A 15,307-nucleotide genomic window follows, 5' to 3' on the forward strand; every position below is an offset into this window, starting at 1 on the left:
GGACTCCAGAAACGAATGAATGTACCCAACCTATTGAAATGGCTGGAATAGCGATTTAAAGGTAATGTCTAAACATAGCACAGGCTTAGGCCGACTGCGGCTTGGCGGCATCGCGTTCCGGCTTCACCATCAGGGTCAGTATCACGGACACCAGCAGGGAGACGGCCATGAAAATGAAAGAGGCCGCCGGGCTGCCGGTGTTGCCGTTGAGGTAGCCGACGAACCATGAGCCGAAGAAAGAGCCGAGCGCGCCGAGGCTGTTAATCAAGGCCATCGCGCCACCGGCGACGTTTTTCGGCAGCATCTCAGGGATGATGGCGAAGAAGGGGCCATAAGGCGCATACATCGCGGCGGCGGCGACCACCAGCAGCGAGTAGGAGATCCAGAAATTATTCGGCCCAATCGCCCACGACGCGAAGAACGCCAGCGCGCCAATCAGCAATAGCGGCCAGACGAAAATTTTGCGGTTTTGCATTTTATCCGACGCCCATGACACCAGGATCATGGCGATGGTCGCCGCCAGGTAAGGCACCGAGGAGAGCCAGCCGGCTTCCACCATGCCCATCTGCATGCCGCTGCGTAAAATCGACGGCAGCCACAGCACGAAGCCGTAAACCCCGATACTCCACGCAAAATATTGCATGCAGAGTAAAATCACATTGCGCGACTTAAAGGCTTCCGCGTAGTTATGCACGGCCTTGATGCCCTCCTGCTCCTTGGCCAACTGCGCGGCCAGCGCCTGTTTTTCGTCCTGCGACAGCCAGCTCACTTGCTCCGGTTTGTCCTTCACCAGGAACCACCAGCAGAAGGCCCAGATCACCGCCGGAATGCCCTCGAAGATGAACATTTCGCGCCAGCCGAAGGCGTGGATCAGATAGCCGGAGAGCACTGACATCCACAGCACGGTGACCGGATTACCCAAAATCAGGAAGGTGTTGGCCCGCGAACGTTCGGATTTGGTGAACCAGTTACTGATATACACCAGCATGGCGGGCATCACGGCGGCTTCTACCACGCCGAGGGCGAAACGGATCACCGCCAGCATCGGGATGTTGTTGACCACGCCGGTCAGCGAGGCAAAACCGCCCCACAGCAGCAGGCACCAGAAGATCAGTTTTTTGACGCTGCGCCGTTCGGCGTAAATCGTGCCGGGAATTTGGAAGAAGAAATAACCGAGGAAAAACAGTGCGCCGAGCAGGGAAGACATGCCTTTGGTGATGCCAAGGTCGTCATTGATGCCCGCGGCCGAGGCAAAGCTGAAGTTCGAGCGATCGACATAGGCCAGACTGTAGGTAATAAACACGATGGGCATGATATACCACCATCGTCTGATGGCAATTTTGGCTTCGTTCATGACTTTTATCCTCAGTTTCGCGACTGATTAGTATTATTTGATGTTATATAGGGTGCTAACTAAGTGTAGCAAACAGGGTATTTTAGGCTTGGCCCAGTTGCTCGCGGGTCGGCAATCCTTCGCTATCGCCCACCGCCTGCACCGCCAGGCTGCCAATTTTATTGCCGCGCTTCACGGCTTGCTCAAGGCTTAATCCTTCCAGCAGGGCGCTAATCAGCCCAACCGCGAAACCGTCGCCAGCGCCGACGGTATCCACCACGTTTTCCACTTTGCAGGCCGCAACGTCAGCCTGCTCGCCGCTGGCGCTTTTAAACCACGCGCCGTCCGCGCCGGTTTTGATGATCACGGCTTTCACACCTTGCTCGAGGTAGAAGTCGGCGATGCCCTCTGGCGTCTGTTGACCCGTCAGCAGCTGGCCTTCACCAAGGCCGGGCAGAACCCAGTCTGCGGCAAAGGCTAAGGCATTAATTTCTTTGCGCATTGTCTCCTCGCTGCTCCACAGTATTGGGCGCAGATTGGGGTCAAACGAGATGGTTTTGCCTGCTTTACGCATCTCGCTGGCGGCGAATTTCGACAGTGCCAGAGAGGTATCCGACAGCGCAGCGGCGACGCCGGACAGGTGCAAATGTCGCGCGGCGCCGAAGTAGTCCGGATTGAAGTCTGCGACCGACAGATGGCTGGCCGCCGAGCCTTTGCGAAAATACTCGACGCGCGGATCTTTACCGCCCAGCTCTTTGGATTTGAGCTGGAAGCCAGTCGGAAAACGCTTATCCACCGTCACCTGCCCGGCGTTAATCTGCTCTTTTTCCAACTGCTTAAGTACAAAGCGGCCAAACACGTCATCACCCACGCGGCTGGCCCAGCCGACCTTCAGCCCGAGGCGCGACAGGCCGATCGCCACGTTCAACTCCGCCCCCGCCACCTGACGAGTAAAATGGCTGACGTCCTCGAGAGGACCGGTTTCACAAGCGACAAACATCGCCATAGCTTCGCCGACGGTGACCACATCCAGCGCGTCGGGTTGCGACAGTTTCGACATCTTATTGCTCCTTGGCTTAGTCGCGGAGTAAATCCACATAGTGGCGCGTCACGGCGGTCAGATCTTCGCCCACCAGTGGGAATTCGATGCCGCGCGGCGCGTTCTGCGGTAGCTTCGCCAGCAAAGGTTTCCAGCTGCCATCGCTGTCGTCGAGGGCCACGGCGTGCCACTTGTCACCGCGTTTTTCGGCGGCTTTAACGTGGACATAGCCCACATGGCTCGCCAGGCGATCGGCGGCGGCCATCGGGTCTTGCCCGACCCACAGCCAGTTAGCCATGTCGAACGTCATCGCCAGAGGTAAATGGCGGGACTCGGCGGCAAACATAAACGAGTTCATCAATGACAAAATGCCGCAATCCGACGTCTGGTCATTTTCCACCACCAGTTTCACCGGGCTGGCGTCCAGCGTGACTTTCAGCGGCGTCAGGTCTGCGCCCACGTTGAAATGGCCCAGTGCCAATTTCAAGCTGCGCGCGCCTAGCGTTTCGGCTTCTTTTAAAAAGGTCGCCAGCGACGGGTTCACTTTTCCACCCTCGACAAACAGGGATTCCGGTACCGAATAAACCGTAAATAAATTTTTCTGGCGGATCTTTTCGGCCAATTCGGACAGGGAATTAAAGTCGGCGTCATCAAACAGTTCGCGACGAATTTCTACGCCATCGGCACCGGCGTCGGCAACCACCGATAGCAGCTCCGCCTGGCCGCCCAGCGCCTTCACGTTGTCGTTCCCATAGGCCGCCATCACTACCACAATGTCTCTTTTCATCTTGATGATCCTTGTTAGAAATGGCCCAGTCACGTGGGTCAACGTTCAATTTTAGACGGTTAAACGCAGTGCCGATTTTTGTTAAGCACTTGCTGCACCTTTTTAACGCCTTTTCCACAGTAATTGGGACCGGTACCATTCGAAAGTCGTAAGGCTGAAAAGTATGATCCCGCTCACGAAGTAAAAACTGGATTTCACAGCAATAGGGTATATGCTCAACAGTATGTGTGGACTCATTGTGCCCACAAATTACCGGAGGCGTTATGGAAACCAGTATCAAAGCCCGCGTGTCAGAGGAGCTTAAGCGCGAAGCGGCCGAGGTTCTGCATGATTGTGGGCTGAACGTGAGCACGGCAATCAGGCTGTTTCTCGAACAAGTGGTTAAGTCAGGAGGGCTGCCATTTGAGGTCAGGAGATATCCGTCCGAAAGTATGAAGACCGCGTTAAAAGAAACAGCGGAAATCGAGGCTTCAGGAAAGGAGCTGCACAGCTCATTGGAAGATATGTTCAAAGGAATGAACCATGAAATCGAAGGTCAGCAAAAGAGCTAAACTACCGCGCTGCGTGGCCTATACACGTACTTTTGAGAAAGCCTGGACGCGCTACAACAATGCAGGCCGGCATAACATGAACGCTGTTCGAACCGTTATGGGCCTGCTTTACATGGGCAATCCACTCCCGGCAGAGTATCTCGACCATGAGCTTAAAGGTGCAGAGTGGGATAAGGCCCGTGAGCTTCATATTGAGGGAGATTTTCTGCTGGTTTACAAAGTCTGAGAGGCACAAAACCTGCTGACATACATTCACTTAGGTACGCACAGCGAGCTATTCGGCTGATCAATTCATTCCTAATGTCGAACCACGCACAATCAGTTCTCCGGCGAAGGCTTGCTCGCGGATAGGGTCTTGGCTGCCCTGAATGCGGGTGACCAACTGCTCTAGCGCCGCGACGCCCATATCATAGGTGGGTTGCTTCAGGGTGGTGATGCCCACGCCCGCCAGCTCGGCCCATTCCAGTTCGTCGAAGCCTAACAGGCCAATGTCCTGACCCCATACCAGCTCCATCCGGCGCATGGCGCGGGCGACCAGCAGCGTCATGGCGCCGTTGGCGGCCAGCACGGCTTTGCATTTGTGCGGGTGGCGGGAGACGAAATCGTGCAGCAAAGCTTCCAGACCGGCGGTGTCGCTAAGCTCCACTTCGCCCTGTTCGGCAATGCGGTCCGGCTCGCGCTGCATGCGTTTGAGAAAGGTGTGTAGACGGTCAAGACGAGTGTTGACCGTCATCGGCTCGCTGAGGAACAAAATGGCCTCAAAGCCTTGCTCCAGCAGGTGTTCGGTGACTTCGGTGGTGGCCTGAGCATTGTTTAGGCCGATGACGTCGCAGGAGAAGTTCTCCACTTTGCGGTCAATCAGTACCATCGGCAGTTGGGCCTGTTGCAGCGTCGAAATCGCCGCTTCGCGCATACCCACCGCGTTGACCACCATCCCATCGACCCGATAGCTGCTGAGCAGCTGAAGATAGTGCTTTTCTTGGTCGAGCTGATTGTTGGTATTACACACCAGCAACGTCAGGCCCTGCTGGCGGCAGGCGGCTTCGACGCCGCGCATCACTTCGACAGAATAGGGGTTGGTGATATCCGCCAGAATCAGGCCGATTAAGCGCGTTTGCCCACTCTTCAGGCTGCGCGCCATCTGGCTTGGCTGGTAATCCAATAAGGTAATGGCCCGCTCAATCCTTTCTTTCAGATCGTCGGAAAGCAGATTCTTTTCGCCATTCAGATAGCGTGAAACGCTGGTTTTACCGGTTTTAGCCGCACTGGCGACATCACGTATCGTGGCGCGGACGGCGTTGCCCGGCTCCTTTTTTCTGCTCACAACCTTTTCCTCAAAATGCATAACCACAGGAGACTAGCATAAAAAACGGGGCCATTAGGCCCCGTAATTACCAAATCGATACCACTTACTGCAACGGACTGAGGGTAATTTCTACGCGACGGTTCTGCGCTTTGCCCTGTTCGGTGCTGTTGCTGGCGATTGGGTTGTCCGGGCCTGCGCCCTGAGTGCGCACGCGGCTGCCATCCACCCCTTGGGTGATCAGCGCGCTACCTACGCCGTCAGCACGCTGCTGGGACAGTTTCATGTTCAGCGCGCGAGTGCCGGTGCTGTCGGTGTAGCCGACGACGTTAACGGCAGTTTTCGGATATTCTTTAAGTACCATCGCCACGCCGGTCAGGGTGTTGGCACCGGCCGGTTTCAGGGTGCTGCTGTTGGAGTCAAAAGTGACGTTATTTGGCATGTTCAGCACGATGTTGTCGCCCTGACGGGTCACGCTAACGCCGGTACCGCGCATTTTGTCACGCAGTTTGGATTCCTGCACATCCATGTAATAACCCGCGCCGCCGCCCAGTGCTGCGCCTGCCGCTGCGCCAATCAGTGCGCCTTTGCCGCGGTCATGTTTAGATGATGAAAGCATCCCTACGCCCGCGCCCAGTGCGGCCCCAAGACCTGCGCCGATGCCTGATTTTCCTGCTTCAGATTCGCCGGTGTACGGGTTGGTGGTACAGGCTGACAGGCCCATAGTGACGCAAAGTACGCCCGCGACCACAAGAAGTTTTCTGTTCATCTTAATTTCCTTTAGGGATGTTTTATTTCAAGCCGAATCGTTTTGATTATGACGCCGCAATTCGTCATAAGTTGCACATAAAAAGGTGTCAAAACATAAAGAAATGAAACCGGCTGTCATAGGGATTTCGGCGTTCTGGCGCTCTTTATGCGGAATTTTGCTGCGTTAAGCAGTAGGAGAATTCCGGTTCTCTTTTTTTGTCACTTCTGCGGATTATTACGGAACTTTTTAAAACTTACTACGGCGCTAAAGGCTTTTGCCAGCGCAGTACCCAAGTGGGGAGAGAAGTACCGGGATGAGTTGTTTCATTGACCACCAAAAAACCCTCTTTGCGATAAAACGCCACCGCGCGGTGATTTTGTTGGTAAACCTCTAACAGCAGCAGTGGGAAATTAGCCTTGGCTTGCTGCATCAACTGTTGAGCAACACCTTGACCATAAAGGCTTTCCTTGATGAACAGCGCACCAATAAACTGCTTGTTAAGCACGCTGATGAAACCCTCGATCTCTCCCGACGCGTCGCAAGAAACCCAGGTTATTGCTTTAGGTAAGAACTCTTCGCGCACCATCGCGGCACTCTCGAACCAGTACGACTCCTCGATAAAGGGGTGGGCGGCGAGGGTGCTTTTCAGCCATAGCAGCATAATGGCTTGCGTGTCGTCGGGCGCGGCGAGGCGGATCATGCCGGGCGGTTTTTAGGGTGGCAGAAGCAGTAAGATTGATGATCGTTCACCAGCCCGGCGGCCTGCATAAAGGCATAGCAAATGGTCGAGCCGATAAACTTAAAGCCTTTCTTCTTCAATGCTTTGGACATGCTATCAGACACGGCGGTTTTGGCCGGAATGCCTTCTGGGCCGAGAGGGTTATTGATGACCGGTTGGTTATCGACAAACTGCCAAATGAAGGCGGAGAACTCTTCGCCGTTGGCTTGCATCGCCAAATAGGCCTGCGCATTGGAGATGATGGCTTTGATTTTACCGCGATGGCGAATGATGCCCGCATCCAGCACCAGCGTTTCGACATCCTCATCGCTCATTTTTGCGATGCGAACCGGGTCGAAATTGTGAAAACAGCGGCGATAATTCTCGCGTTTACGCAACACGGTTATCCAGGAAAGGCCGGCCTGCTGGCCCTCAAGACACAACATTTCGAACAGTTCGCGGCCATCTTTCACCGGAACGCCCCATTCTTTGTCGTGATACTCCAGATAAATGGGTTCTTTGGATACCCAACTACATCGTGTCATTACGTTAATCCTTATCGTCATGGCGGTGGCCCATAGTCCTACTAATGGGGCGAGTCTGCAACTTGATGAGACTACTCTGCAACTTCCCGCTTTTGCGTTCTCATCCTTGACTCCCCGGCATTCTGAACCATAGTCAACACCACAAATTACGCAATCCTTACATACAGATGGGTCTTCGACCTTCTCGTTGATGATGGAAAACATGATGATGAGCCAACACCTGATGGATAAGAATAAAAAACCTCTTTCACGCCTGACCCGATGTGCTCTGGCTACTGCCATTCTGCTTGGCACCAGCGCCTCAGCCCATGCCTATGACCAACTTTATGTGTTCGGCGACAGCCTGAGCGACACCGGAAATATCGGCCGCTGGACCTTCGACAGCAGCTCCCATCAGCTTTATGACGAAATTCTGGCTGGCAATATCGGCACCACCTTAACGCCTTCTTCCAAAGGCGGGTTGAACTATGCCGAAGGCGGCGGCGTGGCCGTGCCGGGGCTGGATTCCGACTACACCACGCAGGATCAGGTGAAAAACTATTTGGCCTCGACCGGCGGCAAAGCCGATCCGAATGGCCTGTATATCCACTGGATTGGCGGCAATGACTTGGCGGCTGCAGCGCTTAACCCATTAAAAGCCTTGGATATTGCGACTAACAGCGCGACTCAGGCCGCCTCGCAGGTTAATGACTTACTGAAAGCCGGAGCAGGAACCGTGGTGGTGCCGACGGTGCCGAACATCGGCCTGACGCCGGTATTGATGGAAGGCATTATTCAGGTCGGCATGCTGCCGGTGCAGCAGCAGGCGCTGGAAGCAGCCTATAAGTACCTCAACGCGCAAAACACCCCGAGCACCGATGCCCGTACTCAGGCCATCCACGACGCGTTAAAGGCCTCGACTACCGCCGGGCTGGACTCGGAGATCGTGCAGGACTTGGTGTCGAAGGGGATGATTGCCGCCTATGACGCGCTGCGCGGCGTAGCGGAAGGGCTGACTGAAACCTACAACACCACCGAAGATATCGCGCTGGCGAAAACCGGCGGCAACATCGCGCGCGTGGACATCAACGGCCTGTTCAACGAAGTGATCGCCAACCCGGCGATGTACGGTTTCGCTAACACCGCGGGCACCGCCTGTCCGGTCGGCACCTCGGCGTCAGAATGTACCTCGAACCTGCCGGGCTTCGACAGCAGCAAAAACTTCCTGTTTGCCGACCACTTCCACCCAACGCCGCAGGCCCACGCGCTGATCGCACAGTATATGCAGTCGGTGATCAACGGGCCGCTGGAAGTCACCGCCCTAAACCAAGGTTCACTGGCCTTAGCGCGTAATACCCAAGGGCTGCTCGACAGCCGCTACCAGCAGCTGCGCACGCAGGATAACAAAGCCGGTACCTTCGGCATGTTCGGCGGTTATGCCGGGCAGCACTTTGATAATAAAGCGAATTCGTCCCTGAGTAATGGCGATACCACTACCAACTCCGGCAACATCGGGCTGGATTATCAGCTGACCGACAACTGGATGATGGGCCTGATGATCTCCGGCTCCAGCGACAAGCAGGACCCGACCGACAACTACAGCTATCGCACGCGTGGCTGGATGGCGACGGCCTTCACCGGAGTGAAAATCGCCGAAAACGGCTGGATCAACGGCGATTTCCACTATGGCTCGCTGAACTATGACGACATCAAGCGCAGCATCACCCTCGGCCCGGCGACCCGCACCGAGCAGGGCGATACCGACGGTAAAAACATCGGCGGGCGCGTGACCGCCGGTTGGGATATCCCGGTGCTACCGGTGCTGACTACTGGCCCGGTGGCGCAATACAGCTGGGATTACAGCAGCGTGAACGGCTACGCCGAGAAGGACAACACCAGCACCTCAATGCGCTTTGGCGACCAGACCTCCCACTCGCAGATTGGCGCGCTGGGCTGGCGTCTGAACGCGCAGCTGGGCATCGTCAACCCGTATGCGCAGGTCACCTATGACCGTCAGTTCGGTGATAACAACTACACCGCCACCGGCGCGATTAAATCGACCCGCACGCGCTTTAGCCGCACCACGGAAGATCAGGATAAAGACTGGGTGGATATGACCCTCGGCGCCAACGTGCAGATAACCGACAGCGTCGCGGCCTTCGCCGCCGTTTCCCAGACCACTGGACTGGATTCTGGCGAGCAGACGTCATACAACGCGGGTATCAGTGCAAGGTTCTAAGCATTAAGTGAGTCATCAACAGGGGCTGATGAGCGATCATCAGCCCCTGTTTTATCAAAAAGAATCAGATCTTCATGTCAGTAGGGATTCTGGCTGATTATCTTCCGCTCAGCGGGTATACTGTCCGACTCTTTTAAACTCACTGTCTCGCGTGCGAAACCAACATGCAAAAGTTTGATACCAAGACCTTTCAGGGCCTGATCCTGACACTTCAGGATTATTGGGCGCAGCAGGGCTGCACCATTGTTCAACCACTGGATATGGAAGTCGGCGCGGGTACCTCGCACCCGATGACCAGCCTGCGCGCACTCGGCCCTGAGCCTTTTGCGGCAGCCTATGTCCAGCCGTCACGCCGCCCGACTGACGGTCGCTACGGTGAGAACCCAAACCGCCTGCAACACTATTACCAGTTCCAGGTGATGATCAAACCTTCCCCGGACAACATACAGGAGCTGTACCTCGGCTCGCTGAAAGAGCTGGGTATTGACCCGCTGATCCACGACATCCGCTTCGTTGAAGACAACTGGGAAAACCCAACGCTTGGCGCATGGGGTCTGGGTTGGGAAGTGTGGCTGAACGGCATGGAAGTGACGCAGTTCACTTACTTCCAGCAGGTTGGCGGTCTGGAATGTAAGCCTGTGACCGGCGAAATTACCTACGGTCTGGAGCGTCTGGCGATGTACATTCAGGGCGTAGACAGCGTTTACGACCTGGTCTGGAGCGACGGCCCGCTGGGTAAAACCACCTACGGCGACGTGTTCCATCAGAACGAAGTTGAGCAATCGACTTACAACTTCGAATACGCCGACGTTGATTTCCTGTTCACCTGTTTCGAGCAGCATGAGAAAGAAGCGCAAACCCTGTTGGCTCTTGAGAAGCCGCTGGCACTGCCTGCTTACGAACGCATTCTGAAAGCGGCGCATTGCTTTAACCTGCTGGACGCGCGTAAAGCCATCTCCGTGACTGAACGCCAGCGCTACATTCTGCGCATCCGTACCCTGACTAAAGCGGTTGCTGAGGCGTATTACGCTTCCCGCGAAGTGCTGGGCTTCCCGATGTGCAAAAAGAACGAGAAGTGAGAAACAGTGATGACTGAAAAAACTTTTCTGGTGGAAATCGGTACTGAAGAACTGCCACCGAAGGCTCTGCGTAGCCTTGCTGAATCTTTTGCGGCTAACCTGACTGCGGAGCTGGATGCAGCAAATCTGCCACACGGCGACGTAAAATGGTTCGCAGCACCGCGCCGTCTGGCGCTGAAAGTCTCCAACCTGAGCGCCACTCAGGCCGATCGCGAAGTCGAAAAACGCGGCCCGGCCGTGTCTCAGGCTTTCGATGCCGAAGGCAAACCGAGCAAAGCGGCCGAAGGCTGGGCGCGCGGTTGCGGTATTACTGTCGATCAGGCCGAGCGTCTGGTGACTGACAAAGGTGAATGGCTGGTTTACCGTGCGCACGTCAAAGGCGAAAGCGCGCAACACCTGCTGGCACCGATGGTCGCTAACTCGCTGGCCAAGCTGCCAATCCCTAAACTGATGCACTGGGGCGACTCCGACGTGCAGTTTGTGCGTCCGGTTCACACCGTAACCCTGTTGCTGGGCGATGAGCTGATCCCAGGCACCATTCTGGGCATCGAGTCTGCGCGCACTATTCGCGGCCACCGCTTTATGGGCGAGTCAGAATTCACCATCGACAATGCCGATCAGTATCCGCAAATCTTGCTGGAGCGCGGCAAAGTGGTTGCCGATTATGAGCAGCGTAAAGCCCTCATCAAGCAAGATGCCGAGAAAGCTGCCAAAGAGATTGGCGGTATTGCTGACCTGAGCGAAAGCCTGCTGGAAGAAGTGGCCTCGCTGGTGGAGTGGCCGGTAGTGCTGACCGCCAAGTTCGAAGAGAAATTCCTCAAGGTGCCTGCCGAAGCGCTGGTATACACCATGAAGGGCGACCAGAAGTATTTCCCGGTATACGACGCCGCGGGCAAACTGCTGCCGAACTTTATCTTCGTGACCAACATCGAGTCGAAAGACCCGCAGCAAATCATTTCTGGTAACGAGAAAGTGGTTCGTCCGCGTCTGGCCGATGCTGAGTTCTTCTTCAATACCGACCTGAAAAAGCGTCTGGAAGATAACTTGCCGCGTCTGGAAACCGTTCTGTTCCAGAAACAGCTCGGCACCCTGCGTGACAAAACCGACCGTATCGAAGAGTTGTCAGGTTGGATCGCCGATAAAATCGGTGCCAACGTTGAGAACGCCAAGCGCGCTGGCCTGCTGTCTAAGTGCGACCTGATGACCAACATGGTGTTTGAGTTCACCGATACTCAGGGCGTGATGGGCATGCACTATGCGCGTCATGACGGCGAAGCGGAAGAAGTGGCCGTGGCGCTGAACGAGCAGTATCAGCCGCGCTTTGCCGGCGACCAACTGCCAGAATCGCTGGTGGCCTGTGCGCTGGCGATCGCCGACAAAATGGACACGCTGGCCGGTATCTTCGGGATTGGCCAACATCCAAAAGGCGATAAAGACCCATTCGCTCTGCGCCGTGCTGCGCTGGGCGTGCTGCGCATTATCGTTGAGAAAAACCTGCCTCTCGACCTGCAAACCCTGACCGAAGAAGCCGTTCGCCTGTACGGCGACAAGCTAACTAACGCCAAGGCTGTGGATGAAGTGGTTGATTTCATGCTCGGCCGTTTCCGCGCGTGGTATCAGGAAGAAGGTCACGCGGTCGACACTATTCAGGCCGTATTGGCGCGTCGTCCGACCAAACCTGCTGATTTCGACGCCCGTGTGAAAGCCGTGAGTCACTTCCGTACGCTGGATGAAGCCGCGACGCTGGCCGCTGCCAACAAACGCGTTTCCAACATCCTTGCTAAGTCTACCGACACCCTGCTGGACCACGTTCACGCTTCAGTCTTGAAAGAAGCGGCAGAGCTGAAGCTGGCGACCCATCTGGTGGTGTTGCGCGACAAACTGGAACCGCTGTTCGCAGCAGGCCAGTATCAGGAAGCGCTGGTGGAGTTAGCCGCGCTGCGTGAAACCGTCGACAGCTTCTTCGATACCGTAATGGTTATGGATGAGAATGAAGCCATTCGTGTGAACCGCCTGACGCTGCTGTCCAAACTGCGTGAGCTGTTCCTGCAAGTCGCGGATATTTCTCTGCTTCAATAAGCAGGGGATTTTCAGCTTTTAGAAAGCTGAAGATTAAGTGTTGAGAGAGAGGCTGGGTCTGGTGACCTAGCCTCTTTTTTTGATTGCAAATTTTAGGTTTAAATTTAAGACATTGCGTTGCCACGCAAGCTACCACGCGGTTTTCCACCTCTTGCTCGGCGTCACTTCTGAATGCGGCTTACTGGCTTCTCAACCGAGCCGTTTCGGTTTGTTTTGTTTAGGATATTGACGTTGGTTTTATCCCTTCCCCCCTTTTTGGGGAAGGATCAGAACAGTTTGCGTGGCGGCCCACGGTTTTGACGTTGAAGTTGAATTTAAACCCTTTTGCACGCTTTTTTAAAAAGCGTTCTCACCCCAGATGTTCTATTCTATTACACGCATGGAAAGCCCAGATCGGCACGGAACTGGCCGGTAAAAAGAACATTGAAATCAGGAGTCAGGACTCATGGCTGTAGGGATCAGAAGCAGGGCATTCGGGCGTTGGTTAGCGCCGTTTGTGGCATTGCTGGTCGTGTTTCAACTCACGGCATGCGGCGATAAAGAGCCGGAGCAACGCAAAGCTTTTATCGATTATTTGCAAAATACCGTGATGCGCAGCGGGCAGAATCTGCCGTCGCTGAGCGAAGATCAAAAACAGAAGTTCGGCAATTACGCTAACGATTACGGCATCATTCTGTCGTTCTCGCGTCAGCTGAAGTCATCGGTTGAAGGCGGTCTGGTGCCGGCGGTTAGCGCCATTGGTCAGATTCGTGCTCCGCAGGACTACATGACGCAACGCTCTGCGCTGCAACAGGCGGCGGGTTCGTTAAATCTTCTGAGTGCGCAAATTCGTGACTCGAAGAATAAAGCGGATACCGCGATGGCCGCGCTGAAGCAGCCGGATGATTTGAAAGCGGTTTATGGTCAGGTTTATTCCAATGTCGTGACCGAACCGGCTAACGTGCTGACACCGCTGGTGCCTGCGCTCAGCAGCTTCACTCAGGACATCATTGCCGTGGGCGATTACCTGCAACAGCAGGGCAATCAGGTGGCTTTCGCCAATGGCGGCGTGCAATTCCCGACTCAGCAGCAGGCAACGCAGTACAACACCATGATGTCGAATCTGGTGGGCAAACAGCAGACGCTGCTCAGCGCGCAGAAAGTCGCGCAAGGCGATTACAGCCATTAATTTCTGGTAACTCGCTGAATTATTGTTAAATAATCGAGCCACGTGGGAAACCTCGTGGCTTTTTTGTCTCTTGCGCCAGCGTCAGGATCTGTAAATTTATAAAAAATAACAATTTCTCAACTGCAACTGGCTGCGATTTACTCTACTTTTCAGCAATACATTTTCCTCTTTCCCGACTTTATCGATTAAGGAGCTATGAATGAAACGTCAGACGATGACTTTGCTGGCCGCACTGGTAATGACCCCGACGCTAGCGATGGCGGCTGATGCCACCACCGCCGATTTCACCCCGGCTCAGCAAGAAGCGATTGGCAAGATTGCGGCCGATTACATGGTCGCGCACCCAGAAATTTTGGTGCAGGTGAGCCAGAAGTTGCAGGCCCAGCAGGCTGACCAGCAGCAGCAACAGGCTCAGGATGCCGTGCTGGCTAACGCCAAAGCGCTGGTGAATGACCCGGCGACGCCAAGCTATGGCCCGAAAGATGCCAAAGTCGCGTTTGTGGAGTTCTTCGATTACCAATGCCTGTATTGCAGCCGTATGGCCCCGCTGGTAGAGCAAACGGTGAAGGCCAACCCAACGGTGCGTTTCGTGTTTAAAGAGTGGCCAATCTTCGGCGATCGTTGGAAAGAGTCGATCACGGCCGCTGAAACCGGCATGGCAGTGTGGAAAGAGAAGGGCTCTCAGGCTTACTTCGACTATCACAACAGCCTTTATCGCACTGGCCATGACGAAGGTAAGCTGACCAACGCGGATATTGCCGCCGCGGTGAAAGCAGCGAAAGCCAGCACGCCAAGCGCAGAACAGCTGAAAGCGACCCATGAAGCTCTGGCATCCAATGACGAATTGGCGCGTACTTTAGGCTTCGGCGGCACGCCGGGCTTCGTCGTGATGCCAACCTCTGGCGCCACCGCTGCAAACACCACCGTATTGCCAGGTGCCGTGTCTGCCGAGGAGTTACAGGCCGCCATCGTCAAAGCTCAGGGTAAATAACTCGCAGCTAACATCTTCAGGCTCCTCGATCGGGGGCCTGATGTTTTTTCTCGCGTTGCTCGAGTGTCCGAATTATCGGACCCATATTCTGGTCACACATTCTTAGATCTAACCTTGAAAAAATCATATAAGTTAGTGGCTGTATTTAATCGTAACAGAGAGTCCAAGTAGCTCTTTTCTGCCAATCTCTTATTCCATTACTGGTCGGAATGAAGAAAATTATTTCTATCCATACATCCCTTATCCGCGAACTGTTTTTCCATAAATTCACAATGATTTTTAACGTAGTTATTCCATTCACGTTGTGGCTCGGGCTGAGCAATCTCTCTCTTATAAGTCTCTTTGTCGATTATTGCTTTTAGTTCACGATTTCTCTCGTATGTTTGCTGATACAAACATGCATTCTGAGTTATCTTATACTCTGCACCGTCATCAGGACTATATTTGCAAATTTCATCTCTAGCTTTGATCCATAGTATCTGAGTTCTCTTAACTTCATTTTTTATTTTAGGGAGCAATGTAACTATTTTGTTATATAAATAATTAAGGATTACATCCTCCGATTTATAATTTTTATAAGAACATATTTCCAATGCTGTAGTACTTTCACTTGTACAGTTTTCGTAAGACAAGGCAGAAAAGCTAATTAGCGATAATAGTATTAATTTTTTCATTGAGATATTCTTCCTCAAATAATTTGGCTTCATCTTCCATCATGTCTATCAAACACTCTGAGCCCTTTCCA

General features: G+C 54.2%; 15 protein-coding genes. 7 read left to right on the plus strand and 8 right to left on the minus strand.

The genetic code is table 11. The features are described from left to right. Positions 1 to 85: 85 nt before the first annotated feature. The 3 genes from SBO83_RS12695 to SBO83_RS12705 all read right to left on the minus strand — a co-directional run bounded on the left by SBO83_RS12695 (position 86) and on the right by SBO83_RS12705 (position 3,159). A complete protein-coding gene (locus SBO83_RS12695; RefSeq protein ID WP_396131754.1) occupies positions 86 to 1,354 on the minus strand; it encodes an MFS transporter in 1,269 nt (422 codons plus the stop codon). 82 nt (positions 1,355 to 1,436) lie between these two features. Continuing rightward, positions 1,437 to 2,393, minus strand: coding sequence for a PfkB family carbohydrate kinase (locus tag SBO83_RS12700; protein WP_396131755.1), 957 nt, complete (start codon positions 2,391 to 2,393; stop codon positions 1,437 to 1,439). A gap of 16 nt (positions 2,394 to 2,409) precedes the next feature. Beyond that, the gene (locus tag SBO83_RS12705; protein WP_396131756.1) at positions 2,410 to 3,159 is read right to left on the minus strand and encodes a sugar phosphate isomerase/epimerase family protein; all 750 of its coding nucleotides are present in this window, start codon (positions 3,157 to 3,159) and stop codon (positions 2,410 to 2,412) included. Positions 3,160 to 3,422: 263 nt separating this feature from the next. Here SBO83_RS12705 and SBO83_RS12710 point away from each other — a divergent pair, with 263 nt between their 5' ends. Both SBO83_RS12710 and SBO83_RS12715 read left to right on the plus strand, forming a co-directional pair. Beyond that, complete coding sequence (locus SBO83_RS12710; RefSeq protein WP_396131757.1) at positions 3,423 to 3,710, plus strand: type II toxin-antitoxin system RelB/DinJ family antitoxin; 288 nt, start codon at positions 3,423 to 3,425, stop codon at positions 3,708 to 3,710. Further along, complete coding sequence (locus tag SBO83_RS12715; protein WP_396131758.1) at positions 3,682 to 3,936, plus strand: type II toxin-antitoxin system YafQ family toxin; 255 nt, start codon at positions 3,682 to 3,684, stop codon at positions 3,934 to 3,936. The genes SBO83_RS12710 and SBO83_RS12715 overlap by 29 nt, the downstream gene beginning before the upstream one ends. Before the next feature lie 60 nt (positions 3,937 to 3,996). Here the strand turns inward: SBO83_RS12715 and SBO83_RS12720 are convergent, their stop codons facing one another. The 4 genes from SBO83_RS12720 to SBO83_RS12735 all read right to left on the minus strand — a co-directional run bounded on the left by SBO83_RS12720 (position 3,997) and on the right by SBO83_RS12735 (position 7,027). Beyond that, complete coding sequence (locus tag SBO83_RS12720; protein ID WP_396131759.1) at positions 3,997 to 5,034, minus strand: substrate-binding domain-containing protein; 1,038 nt, start codon at positions 5,032 to 5,034, stop codon at positions 3,997 to 3,999. Positions 5,035 to 5,119: 85 nt separating this feature from the next. Further along, on the minus strand, positions 5,120 to 5,782 hold the full coding sequence (locus tag SBO83_RS12725; protein ID WP_396131760.1) for an OmpA family lipoprotein: 663 nt from the start codon (positions 5,780 to 5,782) through the stop codon (positions 5,120 to 5,122). A 238-nt stretch (positions 5,783 to 6,020) separates the two neighbouring features. Then, positions 6,021 to 6,464, minus strand: coding sequence for an N-acetyltransferase (locus tag SBO83_RS12730; protein ID WP_396131761.1), 444 nt, complete (start codon positions 6,462 to 6,464; stop codon positions 6,021 to 6,023). Next, positions 6,461 to 7,027, minus strand: a complete 567-nt coding sequence (locus SBO83_RS12735) for a DNA-3-methyladenine glycosylase I (RefSeq protein WP_396131762.1) — start codon at positions 7,025 to 7,027, stop codon at positions 6,461 to 6,463. Before SBO83_RS12735 ends, SBO83_RS12730 begins: the two co-directional genes overlap by 4 nt. A 208-nt stretch (positions 7,028 to 7,235) precedes the next feature. Here SBO83_RS12735 and SBO83_RS12740 point away from each other — a divergent pair, with 208 nt between their 5' ends. The 5 genes from SBO83_RS12740 to SBO83_RS12760 all read left to right on the plus strand — a co-directional run bounded on the left by SBO83_RS12740 (position 7,236) and on the right by SBO83_RS12760 (position 14,562). Further along, positions 7,236 to 9,245 (plus strand): autotransporter outer membrane beta-barrel domain-containing protein, encoded by a 2,010-nt coding sequence (locus tag SBO83_RS12740; RefSeq protein ID WP_396131917.1) that lies wholly within the window; start codon positions 7,236 to 7,238, stop codon positions 9,243 to 9,245. A 164-nt stretch (positions 9,246 to 9,409) separates the two neighbouring features. Further along, positions 9,410 to 10,324 carry a glycine--tRNA ligase subunit alpha gene (glyQ, locus tag SBO83_RS12745; protein ID WP_034794259.1) on the plus strand — a complete coding sequence of 305 codons (915 nt, stop codon included), beginning with the start codon at positions 9,410 to 9,412 and terminating at the stop codon, positions 10,322 to 10,324. 9 nt (positions 10,325 to 10,333) lie between these two features. Next, positions 10,334 to 12,403, plus strand: coding sequence for a glycine--tRNA ligase subunit beta (gene glyS, locus SBO83_RS12750; protein WP_396131763.1), 2,070 nt, complete (start codon positions 10,334 to 10,336; stop codon positions 12,401 to 12,403). A gap of 445 nt (positions 12,404 to 12,848) precedes the next feature. Next, a complete protein-coding gene (locus tag SBO83_RS12755) occupies positions 12,849 to 13,571 on the plus strand; it encodes a DUF3053 domain-containing protein (RefSeq protein WP_034794254.1) in 723 nt (240 codons plus the stop codon). Between the two features lie 199 nt (positions 13,572 to 13,770). After that, positions 13,771 to 14,562, plus strand: coding sequence for a DsbA family protein (locus SBO83_RS12760; protein WP_353503742.1), 792 nt, complete (start codon positions 13,771 to 13,773; stop codon positions 14,560 to 14,562). Positions 14,563 to 14,759: 197 nt separating this feature from the next. Here the strand turns inward: SBO83_RS12760 and SBO83_RS12765 are convergent, their stop codons facing one another. After that, positions 14,760 to 15,236, minus strand: a complete 477-nt coding sequence (locus SBO83_RS12765; RefSeq protein ID WP_396131764.1) for a lysozyme inhibitor LprI family protein — start codon at positions 15,234 to 15,236, stop codon at positions 14,760 to 14,762. Positions 15,237 to 15,307 lie beyond the last annotated feature (71 nt).

Source organism: Ewingella allii (genome assembly GCF_044430645.1).
In the GTDB taxonomy this organism is placed as follows: Bacteria; Pseudomonadota; Gammaproteobacteria; order Enterobacterales; family Enterobacteriaceae; genus Ewingella; species Ewingella allii.

Excerpts from the sequence above, each read along its gene's own strand:
- SBO83_RS12695 (WP_396131754.1), bottom strand. The coding sequence starts at position 1,354 with ATGAACGAAGCCAAAATTGCCATCAGACGATGGTGGTATATCATGCCC.
- SBO83_RS12700 (WP_396131755.1), bottom strand. The coding sequence starts at position 2,393 with ATGTCGAAACTGTCGCAACCCGACGCGCTGGATGTGGTCACCGTCGGC.
- SBO83_RS12705 (WP_396131756.1), bottom strand. The coding sequence starts at position 3,159 with ATGAAAAGAGACATTGTGGTAGTGATGGCGGCCTATGGGAACGACAAC.
- SBO83_RS12710 (WP_396131757.1), top strand. The coding sequence starts at position 3,423 with ATGGAAACCAGTATCAAAGCCCGCGTGTCAGAGGAGCTTAAGCGCGAA.
- SBO83_RS12715 (WP_396131758.1), top strand. The coding sequence starts at position 3,682 with ATGAAATCGAAGGTCAGCAAAAGAGCTAAACTACCGCGCTGCGTGGCC.
- SBO83_RS12725 (WP_396131760.1), bottom strand. The coding sequence starts at position 5,782 with ATGAACAGAAAACTTCTTGTGGTCGCGGGCGTACTTTGCGTCACTATG.
- SBO83_RS12730 (WP_396131761.1), bottom strand. The coding sequence starts at position 6,464 with ATGATCCGCCTCGCCGCGCCCGACGACACGCAAGCCATTATGCTGCTA.
- SBO83_RS12735 (WP_396131762.1), bottom strand. The coding sequence starts at position 7,027 with ATGACACGATGTAGTTGGGTATCCAAAGAACCCATTTATCTGGAGTAT.
- SBO83_RS12740 (WP_396131917.1), top strand. The coding sequence starts at position 7,236 with ATGAGCCAACACCTGATGGATAAGAATAAAAAACCTCTTTCACGCCTG.
- glyQ (WP_034794259.1), top strand. The coding sequence starts at position 9,410 with ATGCAAAAGTTTGATACCAAGACCTTTCAGGGCCTGATCCTGACACTT.
- glyS (WP_396131763.1), top strand. The coding sequence starts at position 10,334 with ATGACTGAAAAAACTTTTCTGGTGGAAATCGGTACTGAAGAACTGCCA.
- SBO83_RS12755 (WP_034794254.1), top strand. The coding sequence starts at position 12,849 with ATGGCTGTAGGGATCAGAAGCAGGGCATTCGGGCGTTGGTTAGCGCCG.
- SBO83_RS12760 (WP_353503742.1), top strand. The coding sequence starts at position 13,771 with ATGAAACGTCAGACGATGACTTTGCTGGCCGCACTGGTAATGACCCCG.
- SBO83_RS12765 (WP_396131764.1), bottom strand. The coding sequence starts at position 15,236 with ATGAAAAAATTAATACTATTATCGCTAATTAGCTTTTCTGCCTTGTCT.